Genomic DNA, 22404 nt, shown 5'->3' with positions numbered 1-22404 from the left:
ATCGGGATGATTAACATAACGGAGGTTTACACCGCCGTCTGGAAAATCACCTCTTTCGCTTTATCCGTGTATTGGTTCAGCTGGTTGAAGTTCAGATAGCGATAGGTATCCACCGCGGTCTTATCCACCTGCGCCATAAACTGCTGATACTCATCTGGCGTCGGCAGACGCCCCAGCAGCGATGCTACTGCCGCCAGCTCTGCTGAAGCCAGGTAGACGTTCGCACCAGTACCGAGGCGGTTCGGGAAGTTACGCGTTGAGGTCGAAACCACGGTCGCGCCATCGGCGACACGCGCCTGGTTACCCATGCAAAGCGAGCAGCCAGGGATCTCAATACGCGCCCCGCTCTTACCGAACACGCTGTAGTAACCCTCTTCGGTCAGCTGCGCCGCATCCATTTTGGTTGGCGGCGCTACCCACAGACGCGTCGGCAGCTGGCCTTTATGGCTGTCCAGCAGTTTGCCCGCCGCACGGAAGTGACCGATATTAGTCATACAGGAACCGATAAAGACTTCATCAATCTTCTCGTTCTGTACCTCAGAGAGCAGACGCGCATCGTCCGGGTCATTTGGCGCACACAGGATCGGCTCGTTGATCTCAGCCAGATCGATTTCGATCACCGCAGCGTATTCCGCATCGGCATCGCCTTCCAGCAGCTGCGGATCGGCGAGCCATTTTTCCATGCCCTGAATACGGCGTTCCAGCGTACGGCGATCGCCGTAGCCTTCCGCGATCATCCATTTCAGCAGCACGATATTAGAGTTGAGGTACTCAATAATCGGCGCTTTATCCAGCTTGATGGTACAACCGGCAGCGGAACGCTCAGCAGAGGCATCGGAAAGTTCAAACGCCTGCTCTACTTTCAGATCGGGCAGACCTTCAATCTCCAGAATGCGGCCAGAGAAGATGTTTTTCTTCCCTTTCTTCTCGACGGTCAGCAGGCCCTGTTTGATAGCGTAAAGCGGGATCGCATGTACCAGATCGCGCAGGGTGATGCCCGGCTGCATTTTACCTTTAAAGCGCACCAGCACCGATTCCGGCATATCCAGCGGCATTACGCCGGTAGCGGCAGCAAAGGCGACCAGGCCGGAACCCGCCGGGAACGAAATACCGATCGGGAAACGGGTATGGGAGTCGCCGCCTGTACCAACGGTATCCGGCAGCAGCATACGGTTCAGCCAGCTGTGGATGATGCCGTCGCCCGGACGCAGCGAAACGCCACCGCGGTTCATAATAAAGTCAGGCAGCGTGTGATGGGTTTGCACGTCAACCGGCTTCGGATAGGCGGCGGTATGGCAGAACGACTGCATCACCAGATCGGCGGAGAAGCCGAGGCAGGCCAGGTCTTTCAGCTCATCACGCGTCATCGGGCCGGTGGTATCCTGCGAGCCGACCGAGGTCATTTTCGGTTCACAATACTGGCCCGGACGAATACCATCCACGCCACAGGCGCGGCCCACCATTTTCTGCGCCAGCGAGAAGCCACGCGTGCTCTGCGCCACATCTTTCGCCTGACGGAATACATCGCTGTGCGGCAGACCCAGCGCCTCACGCGCTTTGGTGGTCAGGCCGCGACCGATAATCAGCGGGATACGGCCACCGGCACGAACTTCATCCAGTAGCACATCGGTTTTCAGCTCAAAGCTGGCCAGCAGCTCGCCGGTTTCATGATTGCGAACTTCACCTTTGTACGGGTAGATATCAATCACATCGCCCATATTCAGGTTGTTTACATCCACTTCGATCGGCAGCGCGCCCGCATCTTCCATGGTGTTGAAGAAAATTGGCGCGATTTTGCCGCCCAGCACTACGCCGCCGCCTTTTTTATTCGGCACGTAAGGGATATCGTCACCCATAAACCACAGCACCGAGTTGGTAGCGGATTTACGGGAAGAGCCGGTACCGACAACGTCACCGACATAGGCCAGCGGATAGCCTTTCGCCTGTAGCGCTTCGATCTGTTTGATCGGACCAACGACACCCGGCTCGTCCGGGACAATGCCTTCACGGGCGTTTTTCAGCATCGCCAGCGCATGCAGCGGAATATCAGGGCGCGACCACGCATCCGGTGCCGGAGAGAGATCGTCGGTGTTAGTTTCGCCGGTCACTTTGAACACCGTAACGGTAATCTTTTCTGCCAGTTTCGGGCGATTCAGATACCATTCGGCGTTCGCCCACGACTGCATTACCTGCTGCGCATGGGGATTGCCCGCTTTGGCTTTCTCTTCCACGTCGTAGAAGTTATCGAACATCAGCAGCGTATTGGACAGCGCTTTGGCAGCAATGGGGGCCAGCTTTTCGTCATCCAGCGCTTCAATCAGCGGATGGATGTTATAACCGCCCTGCATAGTACCGAGCAGTTCGATCGCTTTTTCAGGAGTTACCAGAGGGGAGGTCGTTTCGCCTTTGGCGACAGCAGCCAGGAAACCGGCTTTGACATAAGCCGCTTCATCAACGCCTGGCGGCACGCGGTTAATTAACAGATCGGACAGGAATTCTTCTTCACCCACAGGAGGGTTCTTCAGCAGTTCAACCAGCGCGGCCATTTGGGATGCATCTAAAGGTTTAGCAACGATCCCCTGGGCTGCACGCTCGGCAACGTGCTTACGGTATTCATCTAGCACGACGTTCTCCTCGCTCTCATTGTATAGGGCGTTCCGGCCACCTTTTTTCACGGCGATCTGTGGGATGCTTATGTAGGGTGGTGCACCGGTTTCGCGTCGGCCAGCATAGCAGGATTTGCCGCACTTGTTAATCTGTTTACAAAAAATCAACATCGCTCATCAAATCCCGTTCCCTGATACCACGCCTGACGCCGCATTTTTTTAATCTTATTAACGATAAAATTAATTTATGGCTAATGCCGTTTTGTTAAGGAAAAAAATGCGGTTTCTGTTGAAGTACGGTTAAGGCTGAAAATTTACCGCGCCGATAAATATTTTTATACTTAGCGCCGTTTAGTTGCTGGAGTCCCTGGTGCTTACCTGTTCAATCTAACAGACCAGCCCCCGCGGTTTGCTGACCGGCAGGCAGCGAGCTTTCGGTTCGTCTGTGTTTTGTAATTTGAGAGATGAACCCGATGCTAATCTATCGCCACGCCCTTTTCCCCCCAGGCCCTCCGTGGCCCAGTTCACTATCGCGTTATTAACGCAACGCTACGCCCAGCGCCGCTTCCTGGCTGCGCCAAATCTGCTATCGCCCGTCGGCGGTTAAGGAGACGTCATGGACGAACCCCCTTGTATGCAACGTAAAACGCGTTGCACAGGAGCCGGATAACCTTCCCCCTTTTTCTGCAACGCAGACTTATATTTTTGCCGCGATCTCATTTTGAGAGGGATCGGGGTGCGCATAATCTGGAGTAACTGAGATGACTCAGACCATTAAACTGGCAGCGCGTCAGCGCTCTGCTGCGGCCCAACGACGCCTGCCGATCGGTGAGGAAGCCGGCGTTGCCGTAGAAACTACGCTGCTGCGCCTGCAGAGCGATGAAAATGGCTTAACCTGCCAGCAGGTTGCCGAACGTCAGGCGCGCTACGGCGCTAATCAGATCGCTACTGAGCGGGCACCGCATCCGCTCCACCAGCTGCTGCTGGCGTTTAATAATCCGTTTATTTATGTCTTGCTGGGGCTGTCTGCTATCAGCTTTTTTACCGACTACTGGCTGCCGCTGCGTCAGAATGCGGAAACCGATCTGACCGGTATCGCTATTATGCTGACAATGGTATTGCTCAGCGCCCTGCTGCGTTTCTGGCAGGAGTTTCGCAATAACAAAGCGGCGGATACGCTGCGGGCAATGGTAACCACCCGCGTTAGCGTGCGGCGGCGGACAAATGACCACGCCGTAGCAGAAGTGGCGGAGGTGGCCCAGCAGGAGCTGGTGCCAGGCGATATTATTCTGCTGTCAGCGGGCGATATCGTTCCAGCTGACAGCAAACTGATCGCCACGCGCGATCTGCTGATAAGCCAGTCCGCCCTCTCCGGCGAAGCGCTGCCGGTAGAAAAATCCCATCGCCTTACGGCAACAGAAGAGACGCAGCCGCTTAACGAAAACGCGCTGTTTAACGCCGCCTCGGTTTGCCTGATGGGCACGCACGTTGTTAGCGGCACCGCTACGGCGGTAGTTGTCGCCACCGGCAATCGCACCTGGTTTGGTTCAATGGCGCACCGCTTAGTTGGCGAACGTCCCGCTACCGCCTTCGATCGCGGCGTCAACAGCGTAAGCTGGCTGCTGATTAAATTTATGGCACTGATGGTGCCTGTGGTGCTGGTGCTCAACGGCTTCAGCAAAGGCGACTGGCTTGACGCCACGCTCTTTGCGCTGGCGGTCGCGGTTGGGTTAACGCCGGAAATGCTGCCGATGATTGTCAGTACCAATCTGGCGAAAGGCGCTATAGCCATGGCGCGCCGCAAAGTAGTGATAAAGCGTCTGGAAGCAATTCAGAATCTCGGCGCTATGGATCTGCTCTGCACTGATAAAACCGGGACGCTAACTGAAGATCGTATCGTGCTCGACCGGCATCTTGATTTACAGGGCAACAGTGATGATACGGTGCTGGCGCTGGCCTGGCTGAACAGCAAGTATCAAAGCAGCCATAAAAACCTGATGGATCGCGCAGTACTGCGCTTTGCGCGGCGCTGCGAGGGGCTGCCGCAGCACTGGCGAAAAATCGATGAGCTGCCGTTTGATTTTGAACGCCGCCGCCTTTCGGTGTTGGTCGCCGATGAACGGGGCGAGCATCATTTAATCTGTAAAGGTGCGCTGGAAGAGATGCTGGCGGTATCCAGCCATCTCTGCATCAACGGCCAGCGTCTGCGGCTGGATGAGGAATGGCGCAACAGGCTGCGTGCGCAGAGTGAGCGTTTAAACGAGGAGGGTTACCGCGTGCTGCTTATCGGCAAACGGGAAACCCACGCTACTGGCTGGTATCAGCAACTCACACTCGCAGACGAGTGCGAATTAACGCTGTATGGCATGTTAACCTTTCTCGATCCGGCGAAAGAGAGTGCGGCAGCGGCGATCGGGGCGCTACAGCAGAAAGGTATTCAGATTAAGGTGCTGACCGGCGATAACCCAACCATCAGCCGCAAAATTTGTCGCGATGTCGGCCTGACGGCGGGCGAACCTTTGCTGGGCGAAGAAATTGAACGGCTTGACGATACGCAGCTGGCGCAACGCGTGACGCAGCATACGCTGTTTGCCCGTCTGACGCCGACGCAAAAAGCGCGCGTGGTTGGACTTTTGCAGCAGCAGGGCCATACGGTTGGCTTCCTCGGCGACGGCGTTAACGATGCCGCCGCGCTGCGGGCCGCCGACGTAGGTATCTCGGTCGATGGTGCCAGCGATATGGCCCGACAGGCCGCCGGTATTATTCTGCTGGAAAAAAGCCTGCTTGTGCTGGAACAGGGCGTGATCGCTGGTCGACAGACGTTCGGTAATATCATTAAATATCTGAACATTACCGCCAGCTCAAACTTTGGCAATGTTTTCTCCGTACTGGTCGCCAGCGCCTTTATTCCGTTCCTGCCGATGCTGGCTATCCAGTTACTGTTGCAGAATCTGATCTACGATGTAGCCCAGCTGGCTTTGCCCTGGGATCGGATGGATAAATCTTTTCTGCAACAGCCGCGTAAATGGGATGCTCGCAATATTGGTCGCTTTATGCTGTGGATGGGCCCGCTGTCGTCAATTTTTGATATCACCACTTTTGCGCTGATGTGGTACGTCTTCGGCGCTAACGGCAGCGAACATCAGGCGCTGTTCCAGTCCGGCTGGTTTGTTGAAGGCCTGCTTTCCCAGACGCTGGTAGTGCATATGTTGCGCACCCGCCATATTCCCTTTATTCAGGCCTGGGCCAGCCTGCCGGTGATGCTGGCAACGCTGGCGGTAGTGATAATCGGCATTACGCTGCCCTTTTCACCGCTGGCGACTACTTTTGGTTTGCAGGCGCTGCCGCTGAGCTATTTCCCGTGGCTGGTCATAACGCTGTTGGGCTACTGCCTGTTGAGCCAGGGCGTAAAAACCCTCTATATTCGTCGCTATGGTGAATGGTTCTGAAAAGAGGGACAACCGTCAGCATCAGCAGAACATCCGCATCGTTTCTCCCTGCGCAGGAACGATGCGACATCAGGCTAAACGTTAAAGAAGCGCAAAAATAAACCCGGCCGGTTAATAAGCAGCCGGGTTTAACAGCAGATGTTTTACTACCGACGGTAAAAACGCCCTTATGCCCTGTTCGCCACCTTTATCGCCGTGCTTAGCCTGCGCCAACTAAATTCATTGCTCCCGTGGTGCCAACATGCCAGCGAAAAGGGCCGACGGGCGGTTTTTTTTCGTCACCAGAACGGCATCTGTTTACAGAAACCGCTCTCACGTTCAGAAATAAAACTGAACGTCCGCCGGTTCAGAAGCCGCATGCGATCACGCCTGTTTTAAATTTTCCGGGAAATTATCAGGCAGCTCGCTGGCCGGGCAGTTGATGACGCTGTCATCGTTTTCACCCACGTCACGAATAAAAGTCAGCGTGGCGTACTCATCAATCACTTCGGTTGGATAAGCAGGACCGGCTTCCCGGTAGCTGGCCATTTCATCCAGATGCTCGTTCTGGAAGCAGACGGTTTTTTCCGGATTATTCATCACCCAGCGCGGGAAGAAGATGGTGCCATGGAACACTTTGTCGGCAAGATTGACGCTAAGGCTAACATCCGTACCGGTTGGTTCTGTCCAGGAGATTTTGTAAACGTCACCGGCCAGGCGCGCCAGATAAACGTGCTGATCTTTAACCCAGCGGTTGCCAACCAGCCCGCTATGAATGCGGTAATCGATCGTCTGGTTGTTTTTAACGTAAATTTCATAGTTCCAGCCATTATCATAGGTGTAGACCAGATGTTTACCGACTAAACCACTCAGATCGTGTTTATCGAAGCTCATAAAATTTACTCCTCTTGGTGAGAAGTCTCATTATAGCTCAACCGGTTCAGCAAGGAGTTGTAAATGCATTTGCTTTTGCCTTATATCAAACATGCTGACCTGTAGGTAAAAAAAGAAAGATATTGTTTGATAAAACATGCGGATTAATATTTTTTCTCAATTTGTAACAGTACTATTCTGTTAATACCCCCATGTATTAATCAACAAACGCCCTTAAATAAAGAAAAGCTAATATATAACCCCTGCTACGATTTAAAATAATAATCCTGTCCTGACATCTTATGATTTTGGCATTGCCTAACCTTTTATCTTTGATATTATCCGGGGCTGTTTTATTACGATGGACAGGAATGACACAGGGATATCATGAGGAAATATATTTTTGCTTTTTGTTTTATTGCCCTTCCGGTGCTGGCACAAACCGACACAATTGAAACGGCACAGGAAACGATAAGAAGTGCAATGTCAGAGCCAGCCAAAGTTCAGTTTAAATTACTTCGTCATATCAAAAATATGCGCGGAGAGGATTATATTTGCGGAGAAGTTTTTTCACCACGCGATCACAGCACCTGGCGCCCCTTTGCCTACAGATCGGGAAAATATATGATCGATGGTAGCTATAAGCTGCCTGAAGATATTAAATTTTTCACTCAATCTGGCTGCGGTGGCAAGGAGCTGGAAACCATTGGCTTAACGCGTAAGCAAGCCTCTTACATGTGCGGGATGTCGTGGGAGATGATCACGGATGTGGTGGTGTCTGGCTTAACGCTGGAAAAAGCGGCGGATAATGCGCTGGCTAAAGTTAAATCTCTCGATCCCAGGATGCCCTCTTCTCAGAAAGATCAGGTGAAAGGCATCCTGATGGACACGCTAAAAGAGATCACCTCAGATAAACACGTCATGGATGATATAAAACAACATCCTGAAGCCTCTGAAGATGTCTTTATGACTTATTGTAAAGTAAAAATGACTGAGCTTTTCCCCAGCAATTAAAGTAATTATGTCGCAATATGAAGCTCCGTTTCGACGGAGCTTTTATTGCCACCTTAAAACCAGAAATCAATTTAACCAGCCATAATCTTTCTATACGGCTGCCCCCGATTGCGCAGGGAACCTCCCTCCAGGCGGATCGTCAGCATTTTATCCCTCGCTGACGTAGAGAATACGCGCCCAAACGACATAATACGGTACATCCCCTGGTTTACCCACGATGGTACAGAAAGCCTGGTTGGCTGAGAAACTATTTCGATGCCGATAGCAAACTGCACAGTGCAGCTTTCTTCCGTGTGATAAGCACAGATATACGTTTCTGTCGACAAGTGCGGTTGCTTCTGTAAGGTGCACCTGCCGTTGCAGTGAATATTCTCGGCATTATAATGGTCGCATTGATTGGTGCCATGATTGATGATAAATTTGTTGATAAACTGAATAATGAAATCATTAGGTTGCCCCACTAACTGGTAATGAGAGAGGTAACAGTTTCCCGTTACCTCCCTTTATATAGTTTAAGTGACAGTACAGGCATATAACACATAGCATATGTCATGAAAAAAATAACAATGTAAATCAATAAATAAGAAAGATATAACGTTGCATTATTTGTAGACATGATTTTTAATAGTCTGCCTGCGGTGGTTAACTCAAAGTCCCTCAACATTAAAAGATACATACTTACTCCGTAGACTACTGGAGTAAATAAGCATGATCGCACTGCTTTATTTCTGTCGATTATTATCATCAATTCTCTGTATTTAAATATAGTTAAAAAAGTTAAAAATGCAAAAAAAAGGGGCGCTTTTGCAGTATAAATCCATAGCCTTTGTCATTACAGGATTAAATGCAGAAGTCACCGAAGGAATGTCTTGAGTGTTAGTAAAAATGTAATACAGAACAGATGATTCAGGATTAATTAGATACGTTATAAAAATTGCAAGTAACGGAAAAGAGCCAAAAAAAGCAAACGTAAATAATAGTCTATTAGCAAGGCGGTTATTTTTTCGAGCCACAATCCGACTCCTTCAATTATCGTAGAATTCATTAACTTTAAACAGGGAAATGTCAAATAGTTAAGCAACTAATGAAATTATGAATTTTCATTCCTTTTTCTGTTGACTTTCATCTGCATAAATTAAACCACCTGTTTTTTAGCAAACAGAATTCCTGGGCGCCAAACATAAACGTGACACAACTGGAGATAATCAACGCATTCTACTGACGCGGGAAGCACTCTAAAAATATATCCCCGAATTAATAGCAGTTTTCGCCAGACAAAAATGCGCCGGATATATCCCGCTTTTAAAGAGCATTAACTTATTGATTATCAACAGGCAGGAAGGAAACCAAACGCAGCCCATCAAGATCTACCGGAATACGTCTGTTTTCACCCCAGGTTTGAAAATCGAAGCCCGACTCGGTATTGGTTGCCCAGGCCATCACCACATTTCCGGTTTCTGCTAATACTGAAATCTGTTCCCATATCATGGCGCGCATACGCGCCGAGACGTCACCGACATAAACGCCCGCACGTATTTCAAGTAACCAAATCGCCAGCCTGCCGCGTAATCGCGGCGGAACATTTCCAGTTACCACAACTAACATGCTCATTGTCAGCGACTCCGATGACCGACGTCGCCTAAGGAAACGGGAAGTGGGATAGCAACAGGCAAAGCATCTTCAGGCGGCGGTGGCGGTTCAATCTCTCCCGCCGCCAGCACATCCTCAATTAAAGGAATCAGCTTTTCCAGCGTTTTACCGCTGCGGAAAATATCGCGGCAGGCAAGGCGAATTTCACGATCCGGCTCTGCGGGCTGACGGCGCGCCACTTCAAACGCCTTTGGCACCACGGTATCGAATTTGATGATATCCGCAATGTCATAGACAAATGAGAGCGGTTTGCCGGTATGAATAAAGCAGATGGCAGGCGCATAGCCTGCGGCCAGCACCGCCGCTTCCGTTATGCCATATAAACAGGAGGTCGCCGCGCTGATACATTGATTCACCGTATCGCCTTTTGCCCAATCCTTTGGATCGTAACGACGTCCGTGCCATTTAACGCCATACTGCTTTGCCAGCAGCGCATAGGTTGCGCGAACGCGGCTGCCTTCTATACCGCGTAGCTGCTCAACGGAGCGGCGAGCCGGGGCAGGTTCGCCAAAGCGTAGCTCATACATCCGGCGCACTACCTTCAGACGCAGATCCTGATCCAGCGCCAGCTTTGCCTGATAGAGCAGCTTATCCGCACGCGCGCCGCCGGGCTGCCCTGAAGCATAAACCCGCACGCCCGCTTCCCCAACCCACACCAGTAACGTTCCAACCGTAGAGGCAAGCCGGCAAGCCGCTCCGCCGCATGAGAAACTCGCGTTCCTGGCTCCAGCATAATGCAGGCCACTGAGCCTAACGGAATATGAGTACGCACGCCGTTTTTATCGATTAAGACAAATGCGCCGTCGATAACATCTATCTGCCCATATTGTAAAAAAATCATCGAGACGCGATTTTTCAACGGCACGGGGTTAAGAGGAAGCCAGCTCATCAGCGTTTTCTTTTTACCATTAACAGGCCGCAGCCCAGCGCCTTACTTTTGCCCACGCCATAAAATAAGGCCTGCTCAAATAGAGCGGGATCCGTAATACAAAGCGTGCCTTCGAAATCGACGCTGCTGAAAGTAACGGGTTTCTCCTGCGCCTTACGGATAAATTGATGTTGCCGCCAGGCTTTTACGCAAGTGCAACGTACCGATGTTTCGTCTTCATCTTCACCGGCCCACAGAGAAAACTCATCAAGCTCCGGCGCAATCAAACGAAAGCCATGCTTTTCACCCTGGTTTTCAAGCCAGCGTTGCGCTGCCTGTTGCTGCAATTCCGGCCACTGCTCCTGCGGTACGTTCTGCGCTTTCGCCTGATATTTAGCATCCATCATGACATCACTGCGCTTTTTATTACGCGTAACAACGGGGTTAGCGCGTAACTGAAAAGTCAGGGACATACCTTTTGTTAGCTGCGGATTAAAGGGCTTCGTTTCGATATTAAACAGCGCGTGCTGCGTTAGCGGCGGTACCGTGGATAAAACGAAAAAGCGGCCGTGATGATCCTGACGAAACAGGAACGGGCGCGTTTCCTGCTCAGGAAAAAGCTGCCACAGCCATTGATGGCTGGCATAAGGCGTTGCTGAATCCCATTTACTTAACATTTGCGGGGTCAGCCTGTTAAATAAAAGCTGAATACGAGACAAATACATTATTCCCTCCCCAACAGCTGTCCGTAGAAACGGGTATAGCGTCCAAACTGCCAGCGCCTGCGGCTTAACGGCTGACTGTTACTGTGCTGTTTTTGCTGGCAATCGATGCTTTGCTCATCAGGATCGTCCCAGTAACAGGCCCCAGTCGGTAGTGTAAAGCCGGTTAATTCCGCTGCCGAAAGCTTTTCAGCGGCACGGATAAACACCTCTTTTAGCGAACCGGTCATCAGGCGCGGTGCCAACGGCAATGCCAGCGGGCAAGATTTTCTCCCCAGATAGAGCGGAAAATGCGGCGAGAGTAGTTTCTCGCGCAGCTCGGCAAGCGAATAGGGGGCGTCAGGCGTGGCGCTCACCGCCACGTGCCAGTAGCCATCGCAGCGATATTCACGCTGGGAGATCAATGTTCCGACCTCCTCTGGCGCAAGGCAAAGCTCATCCCGCCGGGTGTAATAGTTATATTTTTTATTTTCCCGCGGCCCGCTGACGGTATGATAATCGCGCAGCCAGCGATCCTGGGATGCAAGCGCATGCACCGCCAGATGATAATGCTGATTAAAAACGTTCAGCCTCTGCTCTTCATCCCGGCAGATACCGACCGCTGCCGCCAGTAACCCCAGCAGAGCGGAGCGCCCCGGCACCGTGGCAGAGTGACGCACCTCACCAGGCGCTTCCTCACCCCATGAAGCAAGCGGCGAATAGAGCTGGAAAACCAAGTATTCCTTCATTATTCATCCTCACTGGCTGACAAAGGCCAGTAATTCCGCCAGCGTTCCCTTACCTTCCGGCACGTTCAGTTCTGCCCAATCGTCAGCGCACTTGCCATAAACGCGATCAAAATTATCCCGCTGCTGTTTCAGGCGCTGGATAGCTGCCGGGATCTGTTCGGCATCATATACTGGCTGGAAGAACGCCGCCGCCAGCGAACGCGGCTGCCGCTGCCCAACTTCCGCCAGCGCGTAAGAGGCATAGGCACGGGAGGCAAAGCTGTTTTGTTTACCGGTCGGCGATACGGTTAAGGCCGTTTCCGTCAGCGCGGCGATGGCGCGTTTCGCCAGCTCTTCATTGCCACCGAGGTTTTCTATCAGCAGATCGCGACTGATGCAGATATAGGTGTAAAAAAGCGCCGAGGCGAAGCCCTGCTCACCCATATGGGCGGAGCCAGCATCTTTTTCTATATCTGTATCCTTCAGATCGTCAACGGCGGTAAAGAAATCATCCTCAACCGTCACGGCGCTAACCCCCAGCGCATGGGAAACCTGACAGGCGGCCTCGACATTAAATTCCGGCGAAGAGGCCAGCATACGACCAAACAGCGCCATATCAACGGTGCGTTGCTCTTTACGCAGCAGCTTCACTTCTTCTTCATTAGGTTCACGCTTTTCGGCGATTAAGGTATCAACCAGCTGCTCGATCAATTTAATTTCATGTTTACTGAGGTGGGCTATTTGCTCTATTTCAAGTTTTTGTTCAGGCGTGGCATTTTTATCTTTTTTAAGTTTGCCAAATTGAGCGGCAATTTTTTCTGCGGCTGCCCTGGCGATTTTTTCCGCAACGCCTGCGTCGTTCATCGGCTTATAGACATATTCTATGCCCATGCGTCGCGTGCGCTTACCGATATTTCCTTTTACCGCCTCATCAAAAGTATCTGAACAGCGCCAGGCGCGCTTCAGGCTTTGCGACGATACGCGCAGGCGCTCAATGCCACCCATATAAGCGGTTTTCGGACGTCCGGAATCATCACGATTCAGATTGGCAGGCGCATAGGCAGTTAACAGATGAAGCTGAATAAAAGTCGTCATGGTTAAGTCCCTCTAAAAATGGTTATACGTCACGTGCAGTAAAAAGATATTCATTTGCCCAACGAATACGGTTTCTGGCAAAAGGATTACGGTCTTCAGGCTGATGCGCTTCGCGCCGCTGCCACTCTTCCATCCATAAGAAAATGCTATCGGCCAGCGAGAGAATATTGACACCATAATAATTGCGGAGCTTTACTGCTCTAATCAGTAACTGACAAAAGGTTTCCGGATCGCGCGCTTTTTGCAGACGTTCAAAACGCAGAGAAGACAAAATGGGTCTGGCGCTCTCAGCTTTCTCTCCAAGCTGAGCAGCAAAGCTTAATTTTTGATTCTCATATTTAATATGCACGGCAACGCTGACAAATAACGCCAGTGCCATGTCATCTATCGGACGCAGCGCCATATGTGCTATAAGTCGCTGACGAAGCACGCTATAACCCTCGCTCATCATTACGTCATAAGGAGGCTGCATGCGTTTAATCTTGGCGCGCCAGGCTCGTCCGTTACCCTCTTTGGCATAGCGTTCGGACAACATTGCGAACCAGTCGCGTATAGTCTGTTGCGCCTTTGGACTCGTAATTTTCCGCAACGCCGCGGTATCATTATTAAACACTTTTCGCCTCCTGTTCTTCTTTCGCTAATGCGATTAGATCCTCACGCATTTTTAGCTTGTAATAGCTGCCAATCAATATGCGGCGTGCTTTTATCTGGCGCAGCAGAATATCGTCCGGGCAATCAGGATCGGTTAACGCATCACGATCAAAAACCTGCAATAGATAGTTAATTAACTCGCTTTCCCAGTTACGTAATGCCTGGCGCGTTGCGAAATCTTTGCGCTGCGGATCGGCCATCAGGGCTTTTAGTAACGTGCGAAAGGCGGGTTCGGTTTCCTGCCAGAAAGCAATATCCACCATACTGAAATCAAACTTAGCCTCTTTGGGATTTTCAAACATGGCGCTTTTTAATGCATATCTGAGCAGCGTTAATGATTCCGTTGCCAGCTGTAGCACCTGAGAAATAGCATCCTGAAAACGTCGGCGTTCGGGGCGAGAGACATTAAGCAGTGGAATACGATGTTGATACCAGCAGCGCGCCTTGGCATTGTCCATATCCCAGGCAAAACACCACAGCCCGGTATCGATTTTGTCTTTATCACTGGCATAGCGCACTACTTTTGCCGACTGGCATTTATTAAATTTATCACTATATTCCAGGCTTACGCCCAGCCAGTCTTTATAACTTAGCCCTCCCGGCTGGCCTTTTAATGCCAGCCAGGGCGCGGAAGGATCCTTCAGTGCCTGACGATAAGGTGAGAGAGGATGCAGCCAGCCATCATACTGCACGCCATAATTTTTAGTGCGCATTTGCAGCAGCAGCTTTTCATGTGGCTCGCCGCATAAATCACATATGCCCGCCTGGGTATGTGAAAAATCCAGCTCAATACGGCGCGGCATGCCCCAGTACGCCTGAAGCGGATGAGCATTATCCCGCGTGACAATGTTTCCGGCTTTTTCACTGGTTTTTGTCGGCGCTAACCAGGGAAAAACCAGCGGATACTGTTCGGGTTTTAAAACCTGCTCCTGCGGTAAGACATTGAGCCACAGCTTTTTCCACAGCGGGAATTTTTCCTCTTGCAGCGGAACAACCAGCGTTGTTAACGGCCCGCCACCGCGCATCCCTACGCGATAGCCAGACCCACCCGCCGGTGAGTTGGTTTGCACCGCAAAGAGCGCCATTACCGCACAGTGCGGACAAATCTGTTCAACGCTGCCGCGTTTGACGAAATGATCCTTATTGCGCTTGAGGGTGATTCCGCCCGGTGCCTCAATCAACAGCCCCGATATCGGACTACTTTCGCTGTCCAGCGGCTCAAGGCTTTGCAGGAATGACGGTTTTTCTGCGCCGAAACGTAAGGCAGGAGAAATGGAACTCAATGACTGGATCCATTTTTCGGCATCAATACCGTTATCCCAAATCTCATCCCAGCTATCTTCATCTTCTGGCGCAACGGTGCATTGCAGCACACCGATCAGCATTTGCCACGCTGCGCCCTGGAAATCAGAACGGGGCCAGGCAACATCCATAATATTGTCATTTAACAGCTCAGACAGAGAGATTTTGGTTTTCTGCCCATCGTTCAGAATGACAGGCAGCCATTTCTCCTGGGTTAAATCCATATCGTTACTCCTGTAATGCTGGCCCAACCGGGCCAGCTGGACGTATTAACGCCTTAATCCAGTCAACAGAAATGCCATTAACAACAACATTTCTCCCTGGGTTAGCACGGTGGTGATCACCATAATGCTCCCTCATTGTTTGCTGATAACCGGGACATCCTGTTAGAATGAAGTCGCCAAACTTATCCAGGCAGATGTCCCACCTCTGACGTGGGCTCTGTTCTGGAAACTCATACCCATAGCGTCAACAGGGTCAATATACTCTGTTTTTTTACGCCATCAACTCTGCTACAAGAGAGAAGAGCTTGATGAAGAACTTTAGGCTAGCCTTGTCAATTTTGGTCTGCTAAGCTTTTCAACTCCCCATAGTTGTGGGGTTGAACCAAGAGACGAGCACGTTGCTAGTTTTGTGCTTTATTGTTCCCCGCGTAAGCGGGGATAAACCCAAAGTACATATTTTCCACATCTCTGAATCCGCATCATTTGCCATACACCTCACCCAGTATCTGTGACAAAACGCACGCTCTGCTTCGGGCTTTTCCAGGGAGATTGAACTGATGTTGCATCAGCATCTGCAACAAATATTCTGGTTGCTTATTAATTATTTCCTGAAGAGTTACGGTTTTTGCCTTTAAGGCATCAGGCTACGTACCAACAACAACGTGGCTCTTATATAACCTGTCGCCTGGATCCGCCGAACATTCTCCGACGCAAAACGAAAAACGTTTGCGCAAAAATTATTAGCATCAAATTTTTCTGTCATAACAGATAGCAGCGAAAATAAAAAATCATAAGCCTTCATTGATTGAAATAATGAAATCTACTCCGCAAATTATTTATAGTGTGAGAGAAAGCCATTTCATTCGTAAGTCATCCAGCTTACTATTTTCTATAATTCTAATATAACACTTCAGGTAAGAAACATGACAACATTAACACTCCCTGAATATTTACGTTACTGGGGAAAAACTAACAAATCTGGCAATAATAAAAATGATCCTTATCATCTTCTTGCTTATCACTGCCTTGATGTAGCCGCCTGCGGATTTTATATCGTTAAGCATAATATTTTTAACATTAAAGACATATTACGTAAATGTGGAATATCAGATAAAGACGGCGCTAACTGGATCGCCTGGCTCTTCGCCTGCCATGATATTGGCAAATTCGCCAGAGGTTTTCAAAAATTCGCTTTATTTCCAGATGCCCCACTGGTTCGTCCGATTAGTGGCATTGCGGCCTTAGAACGCCATGATACGTTAGGTTTTTATTTGTGGCATGAATTATTTAAAGAGTGGTGTAATGATGGTAATAAAATTATTGCAAATATAGAAACAGAGCAACGCGATAAATTTGAAGGTTCATTAAACACGTGGTTATCCATTAGTACAGGCCATCATGGTATTCCGCCGGATAAGAAAAATAAAAGTTCACTGGCCTTCGATGATGAAGATATTGCTACGGCGGGCCGCTTTTTGGAGGCGTTGACCCAGCTTTTCCCTTTCACCCTGCCGCAGGAATGGCAACAAAAAGAGTGCAAGAAAAATCTAAGGCAACAAAGCTGGTATTTTGCCGGAGTGATGACGCTGGCTGACTGGATGGGATCAAATGAAACCTTCTTCCCACTTATCAGCCGCCCGATGACACTGGAAGAATACTGGCCGCTCGCCTGCGAGAAAGCCCAGCGGGCACTGTTGCATGTCCCCGCACCGTCAGCGCTTAGCAGTTATAACGGACATCAGGCGCTGTTTCCTTTTATTGAAACACTGACGCCCCTCCAGCAACGGGCGGCTACGCTGGATATCTCCGCTCCCGGACCACAGCTGGTTATCATGGAAGATGTGACCGGCGCAGGTAAAACGGAAGCCGCGCTGATCCTGACGCATCGCTTAATGTCAGCACAGAAAGGTGACGGACTTTATGTTGGCCTGCCGACGATGGCAACGGCCAACGCAATGTATATGCGGCTGGCAAAGGCTTATCGTGCGCTATTCAGTGATGAAGCCAGACCCTCACTGGTGCTGGCACATGGCGGACGGGAAATGTCCTCTTCCTTTAAAGAGTCTGTATGGCAGCCCGGTGAAGGATCAACAGAAAATTATGCGCAGGACGACGCCAGCGCGCTGGCTGAGTGCCATGCCTGGTTTGCCGACTCGCGTAAAAAAGCGCTGCTTGCTGAGGTGGGTGTTGGTACGCTGGATCAGCTGCTGATGGCGGTAATGCCTTTTCGCCATCAATCATTACGGTTGCTGGGCATGGCGAATAAGATCCTGCTGCTGGATGAAGTGCACGCCTATGATGGCTATATGGTGAAACTACTGGAAGGCTTATTGCATTTCCACGCGGCACAGGGAGGCAGCGCGATTATTTTGAGCGCAACGCTGCCAGCCGGATTACGAGAGAAATTAGTTTGCGCCTTTAATGAAGGCGCAGGATTCCCCACTAAGGATATTAGCGAAGAGGCGGATTACCCCTGGCTAAGTCATCTTTCGTCCACGGGCCTTACAGAACAACCGCTGGCAACGCGCCCGGAAGTGCAGCGTACTGTCGCTATTAACTGGCTCTACGAGCGCAATAAGGCGTTGGAACTTATCTATCAGGTGGTGGAGTCTGGCGGATGCATCTGCTGGATCCGTAATACGGTTGATGAGGCACTGGAAATATTTCAAAATTTATTGAATGACAAAAGAATTCCTGAAGAGGATCTGTTGTTATTCCACAGCCGTTTCGCCTTCGCGGATCGAATGACGATTGAAGAAAAAACGCTTAGCTGGTTTGGTAAAGACGCCCCACCTTCCGAACGGAGAGGAAAAGTTTTAATCGCCACTCAGGTGGTTGAACAAAGCCTGGATCTTGATTTTGACTGGATGATTTCTGATTTAGCGCCGATTGATTTACTTATTCAGCGCGCCGGGCGCTTGCAGCGGCATACCCGCGACGCTCAGGGAAATATTAAAAATAGTTTGCCCGATGAACGCCATGCACCGGTACTACATATTCTCGCCCCGGAATGGCAGCCACAAGCAAAACAGGGATGGCTGGGACAAAACTTACGCGGCACCGGCTTCGTATATCAGGATCATGCCTGCTTATGGCGCACTCAGACGTTATTGAGAGAAACCGGAAAAATAGTGATGCCAGAAAATGCGCGCGCTTTAGTGGATGGGGTTTATGGGCAAAAAATTACCGCTCCTGCTGAACTGCAAACGCTTGCTGATTTGAATTTTGGCGAAATTCTGAGCAAGCGTTCGGTCGCTGCGCAAAACTTATTACTACGTGATAAGGGCTATGACATAAAATCCAGTGATTTTTTATGGGACAGGGATCGCGATTTTACTACCCGTCTCGGTGAAGAAAGCGTGGATATTTATCTGGCCTGGATAGATGAGGAGAATGTATTGCATCCCCTTGTTGAAGAAAGCGAATACTCATGGGAAAAAAGCCGCTTATCCATACGACTTTCCTTATGGAAGAAACTTCATGCTAGTTTTTCATTACCTGACGAAGATCTTCTTGAGCGGTTTCGTAAAAAACAGCATCGCCCAGCCGCCCAGGTTGTATTGGTATCTCCAGAGGGAGAAGCACCTTATTACAGCAGGCGCTTTGGTCTGACAGGTAGAAAAAAGAGTTTATAGTTTGAATAGCTTTCCCCGCTGAAGCGGGGAACACAATTCTTTCAGATCGTTTATGCCCTCCCCATCCGGTTTATCCCCGCTGACGCGGGGAACACCGATTTTGAAAACAGATTAATAACCATTGACGCGGTTTATCCCCGCTGACGCGAGGAACACCAGGACGTGAATTACTACCGCTCATCACCGTGCGGTTTATCCCCGCTAACGCGGGGAACACGTACAGAGAGGCGAGATTATTGAAGTCTATTTCGGTTTATCCCCGCTGACGCGGGGAACACTTGAAAAGGCTACCTGGCGCTGGAGCGGAGACCGGTTTATCCCCGCTGGCGCGGGGAACACGTGGAATAGCGGCGGCCCAGCGCATGACCCGTACGGTTTATCCCCGCTGGCGCGGGGAACACTTTTCTGTAACGGTTATTGTGACGTTCACGGTCGGTTTATCCCCGCTGGCGCGGGGAACACGTGGGCGCTCGCGGGTTAATGCAGGTTATGCCCGGTTTATCCCCGCTGGCGCGGGGAACACACCCGCATAAATAATGTCGGAATCGTCTTCCTCGGTTTATCCCCGCTGGCGCGGGGAACACAATTTATAGCCACATTCCGAGCCTGAAATTTTTGGTTTATCCCCGCTGGCGCGGGGAACACGTTAACTATCTGGGGAACACCGGACCGGCTAATGGTTTATCCCCGCTGGCGCGGGGAACACAAGCCTGCCGGATGGCCGGTAAAGAGTTTGTTCGGTTTATCCCCGCTGGCGCGGGGAACACGGCTTTTCGTACCATCCCATTTCAATCGCACCCGGTTTATCCCCGCTGGCGCGGGGAACACGCTGGTGGCTGAATATCATACGTTGCGTCGGCCGGTTTATCCCCGCTGGCGCGGGGAACACCGCCTGTCAGCGTTGTAATAAACGCCCGTTCGCGGTTTATCCCCGCTGGCGCGGGGAACACATACACAACCCCGTTAAAATTACCTGTCGAAACGGTTTATCCCCGCTGGCGCGGGGAACACAAACGCGGTCAGGATGGATATCTACGCGACGGCGGTTTATCCCCGCTGGCGCGGGGAACACTCTAAAACTATATAAATGATTTATAAGATAAAAAATAGCACCGAAAATTCCACCAATTTTTTTCAATTTTTAAAGAGCTTTAACTAACTGAAATATAAAAGCTTTAAAATTAAGACAAGTGTTTTTCTAACTTCCACCAGACTACACTCGCTTAACCCCATGATGTTATGAAAAAAATCGCTTTATCTTTTTGATGCAGCCCACATTAATGCGCTGCTTTTTTATGCAAAACACTTGTCCGTTAATACTAGGCAGTGTCATCTATCACAAAGACATAACATCATCGTAGGGTTTTATTGACAGGCGATGCTTGTTTGCAAATAAATGTATATACAACACATGACAACCGGAAGATATCACCGTGCAACTGCTATCCACCGACGTTATCTGGCGCAACGTCAGACTGGCAACACTCGATCCTACTCGTCCCGAACCTTATGGCATGCTGGAAAACCATGACCTTATTCTGCGCAACGATCGCATTCTTGCCATTACGCCTCAAGGTGAGGCCTCTGGCGGCATCGTTCACGATGGCGGTGGAAGATTGGTCACACCCGGTCTGATTGATTGCCATACTCACCTCGTTTTTGGCGGCAACCGCGCCGCAGAATGGGAGCAGCGTCTGAACGGCGTCTCTTATCAGGAGATCAGCGCTCGCGGCGGCGGCATTAACGCTACGGTAAAAGCAACCCGCGAAGCATCAGAAAGTGAACTCTTGTCGCTGGCTGCCGTTCGTCTGCAACGGCTACTGCGCGAAGGCGTAACCACCGTTGAAATTAAATCAGGCTATGGCCTTTCGTTGCAGAGCGAAGCCAAGATGCTGCGCGTAGCCCACCAGCTGGCGGAACGTTATCCGGTAGAAATCAGCCGAACGCTGCTGGCTGCGCATGCAGCACCGGCGGAATATCGTGACGATCGGGATGGCTATATCACGCTAATTTGCGAAACGCTGCTTCCCCAGCTCTGGCAGGAAGGACTATTCGAAGCGGTAGATGTCTTTTGCGAAAGCGTCGGTTTTAGTCCGCAACAGTGCGAACGTGTATTTAACGCCGCACGGCAGCACGGTATCCCGATAAAAGGCCATGTGGAACAACTGTCGCTGCTTGGCGGCGCGCAGCTGGTAAGCCGCTATCAGGGGCTTTCTGCCGATCATATTGAATACCTTGATGAACATGGCGTTAAAGCCATGAGTGCCAGCAGTACGGTAGCGGTACTGTTACCCGGTGCCTTCTATTTCTTGCGAGAAAACCGCCAGCCGCCGGTGGCAATGCTGCGTCAGCACAACGTCCCAATGGCGGTTGCAACCGATTACAACCCTGGCACCAGTCCTTTTGCCAGCCTGCATCTGGCGATGAATATGGCCTGCGTGCAGTTTGGGCTTACGCCAGAGGAAGCCTGGGCTGGGGTTACCCGCCACGCGGCGCAGGCGCTGGGACGGCAAAATACGCACGGTCAACTTAAAGCCGGATATGTAGCCGATTTCTGCCTGTGGGATGCGGATCAACCAGTGGAAATGGTGTATGAACCCGGCCGCAGCCCGCTTCACGCCCGCGTTTATCGCGGCGATATCACGTATGGGAGCGGCTTATGAAACAATGGCGCTCAGTTTCACCCGACATCTGGCAAGGGCGAGATGACACACAAGAGGCGGCAAATGCGCTGCGCCTGTTTCAGACAACCAGGCGTTATAGCGATTTTTCTCCTGAGCAGGTACAGGAGGAGATTACGCTAATCGGTTTCGAATGCGATGAAGGGGTAAAGCGCAACCACGGGCGGCCCGGCGCTGCTCAGGCACCCGATGTGCTGCGACGCTCGTTGGCTAATATGGCAAGCCATCAGGAACATCAACGCCTGGCCGATCTGGGCAATATCTTTGTCTCAGCGGATAATCTGGAAGATGCGCAGCAGACGTTACGTGAAGCGGTACTGGCCTGCCAGCGCGCAGGAAAGCGCACTTTGGTGTTAGGCGGCGGACATGAAACCGCCTGTGGGCACGGGCTTGGCGTACTGGATGCTTTCCCAAAGAAAAAGGTTGGTATCATTAATCTGGATGCGCATCTTGATTTACGCCATGCAACACACGCAACATCTGGTACTCCGTTCCGCCAGCTGGCGCAATATTGCGATACGCAACAGCGAGATTTCCGCTACGCCTGCTTCGGCTTAAGTATGGCAGCAAATACCCAGGCGCTGCTCGATGAAGCGGCAAAACGTCAGGTCACCATCGTGGAAGATTTATGCTGCCTCAACGCGCCTGAAGCGACGCTTGCCACACTGCATCAGTTTATCGCGCAGCTGGATATTATCTATCTGACGGTGGATCTTGATGTTCTTCCGGGCTGGGAAATGCCCGCCGTTTCCGCACCCGCGCCGCTCGGCCTTCCCGCTGCGATATTAATGCGGCTGATTGAGCCGATATGCCGCAGCGGTAAACTCCAGGCGGTAGATCTGGTGGAGTTTAATCCCGCTTACGATCGTGACAAACAGGGCGCTAATCTGGCGGCGCGCATCGCCTGGCAGATTGTTCGCTGGTGGGGATAAATTGCTGAATAATGAC

Annotated in this window: 13 protein-coding genes, 2 pseudogenes and 1 CRISPR repeat array; of the genes and pseudogenes, 5 read left to right on the top strand and 10 right to left on the bottom strand. The window is 51.0% G+C overall.

The window, feature by feature from the left end:
- Window positions 1–26: 26 nt before the first annotated feature.
- Window positions 27–2624: a bifunctional aconitate hydratase 2/2-methylisocitrate dehydratase gene (gene acnB, locus C7M51_RS00370; RefSeq protein WP_160619643.1), complete on the bottom strand. Its 2598-nt coding sequence runs from the start codon at window positions 2622–2624 to the stop codon at window positions 27–29.
- Window positions 2625–3367: 743 nt separating this feature from the next.
- Between acnB and mgtA the strand changes: the two genes are divergently transcribed.
- Window positions 3368–6055 carry a magnesium-translocating P-type ATPase gene (mgtA, locus tag C7M51_RS00365; protein ID WP_160619642.1) on the top strand — a complete coding sequence of 896 codons (2688 nt, stop codon included), beginning with the start codon at window positions 3368–3370 and terminating at the stop codon, window positions 6053–6055.
- Window positions 6056–6418: 363 nt separating this feature from the next.
- Here mgtA and C7M51_RS00360 read toward each other — a convergent pair whose 3' ends face one another.
- Window positions 6419–6928 carry a phenolic acid decarboxylase gene (locus tag C7M51_RS00360; RefSeq protein ID WP_160619641.1) on the bottom strand — a complete coding sequence of 170 codons (510 nt, stop codon included), beginning with the start codon at window positions 6926–6928 and terminating at the stop codon, window positions 6419–6421.
- Window positions 6929–7294: 366 nt separating this feature from the next.
- Between C7M51_RS00360 and C7M51_RS00355 the strand changes: the two genes are divergently transcribed.
- Window positions 7295–7921, top strand: a complete 627-nt coding sequence (locus tag C7M51_RS00355; protein WP_160619640.1) for a hypothetical protein — start codon at window positions 7295–7297, stop codon at window positions 7919–7921.
- 493 nt (window positions 7922–8414) lie between these two features.
- Here the strand turns inward: C7M51_RS00355 and cui are convergent.
- The 8 genes and pseudogenes from cui to casA all read right to left on the bottom strand — a co-directional run bounded on the left by cui (window position 8415) and on the right by casA (window position 15140).
- Window positions 8415–8778, bottom strand: a pseudogene (gene cui, locus C7M51_RS22665) (colicin immunity protein Cui).
- Between the two features lie 460 nt (window positions 8779–9238).
- Window positions 9239–9532, bottom strand: a complete 294-nt coding sequence (gene cas2e / locus C7M51_RS00340) for a type I-E CRISPR-associated endoribonuclease Cas2e (protein WP_160619638.1) — start codon at window positions 9530–9532, stop codon at window positions 9239–9241.
- A 2-nt stretch (window positions 9533–9534) separates the two neighbouring features.
- Window positions 9535–10460: pseudogene (cas1e, locus tag C7M51_RS00335) on the bottom strand (type I-E CRISPR-associated endonuclease Cas1e).
- On the bottom strand, window positions 10460–11164 hold the full coding sequence (cas6e, locus tag C7M51_RS00330; protein ID WP_160619637.1) for a type I-E CRISPR-associated protein Cas6/Cse3/CasE: 705 nt from the start codon (window positions 11162–11164) through the stop codon (window positions 10460–10462). Before cas6e ends, cas1e begins: the two are co-directional and overlap by 1 nt.
- Window positions 11164–11889: a type I-E CRISPR-associated protein Cas5/CasD gene (cas5e, locus tag C7M51_RS00325; RefSeq protein WP_160619636.1), complete on the bottom strand. Its 726-nt coding sequence runs from the start codon at window positions 11887–11889 to the stop codon at window positions 11164–11166. Before cas5e ends, cas6e begins: the two co-directional genes overlap by 1 nt.
- Window positions 11890–11898: 9 nt before the next feature.
- The gene (cas7e, locus tag C7M51_RS00320; protein ID WP_160619635.1) at window positions 11899–12963 is read right to left on the bottom strand and encodes a type I-E CRISPR-associated protein Cas7/Cse4/CasC; all 1065 of its coding nucleotides are present in this window, start codon (window positions 12961–12963) and stop codon (window positions 11899–11901) included.
- A 22-nt stretch (window positions 12964–12985) separates the two neighbouring features.
- Window positions 12986–13576 carry a type I-E CRISPR-associated protein Cse2/CasB gene (gene casB / locus C7M51_RS00315; protein WP_160619634.1) on the bottom strand — a complete coding sequence of 197 codons (591 nt, stop codon included), beginning with the start codon at window positions 13574–13576 and terminating at the stop codon, window positions 12986–12988.
- A complete protein-coding gene (gene casA, locus C7M51_RS00310) occupies window positions 13569–15140 on the bottom strand; it encodes a type I-E CRISPR-associated protein Cse1/CasA (protein ID WP_160619633.1) in 1572 nt (523 codons plus the stop codon). Before casA ends, casB begins: the two co-directional genes overlap by 8 nt.
- Window positions 15141–16063: 923 nt before the next feature.
- Here casA and cas3 point away from each other — a divergent pair.
- From cas3 to hutG, 3 genes are all read left to right on the top strand, one after another.
- Entirely contained in the window at window positions 16064–18775 is a 2712-nt protein-coding gene (gene cas3 / locus C7M51_RS00305) for a CRISPR-associated helicase Cas3' (protein ID WP_160619632.1), read from the top strand.
- Between the two features lie 66 nt (window positions 18776–18841).
- Window positions 18842–19847: a CRISPR direct-repeat array (repeat unit 29 nt; unit sequence CGGTTTATCCCCGCTGGCGCGGGGAACAC).
- Between the two features lie 361 nt (window positions 19848–20208).
- Window positions 20209–21438, top strand: coding sequence for an imidazolonepropionase (gene hutI, locus C7M51_RS00300; protein WP_160619631.1), 1230 nt, complete (start codon window positions 20209–20211; stop codon window positions 21436–21438).
- Window positions 21435–22388: a formimidoylglutamase gene (hutG, locus tag C7M51_RS00295; RefSeq protein WP_160619630.1), complete on the top strand. Its 954-nt coding sequence runs from the start codon at window positions 21435–21437 to the stop codon at window positions 22386–22388. Before hutI ends, hutG begins: the two co-directional genes overlap by 4 nt.
- Window positions 22389–22404 lie beyond the last annotated feature (16 nt).

The organism is Mixta intestinalis, assembly GCF_009914055.1.
Classification (GTDB): Bacteria; Pseudomonadota; Gammaproteobacteria; order Enterobacterales; family Enterobacteriaceae; genus Mixta; species Mixta intestinalis.
The sequence above is the reverse complement of the archived record's forward strand: the minus strand, read 5'-3'. Positions and strand labels throughout refer to the sequence as shown.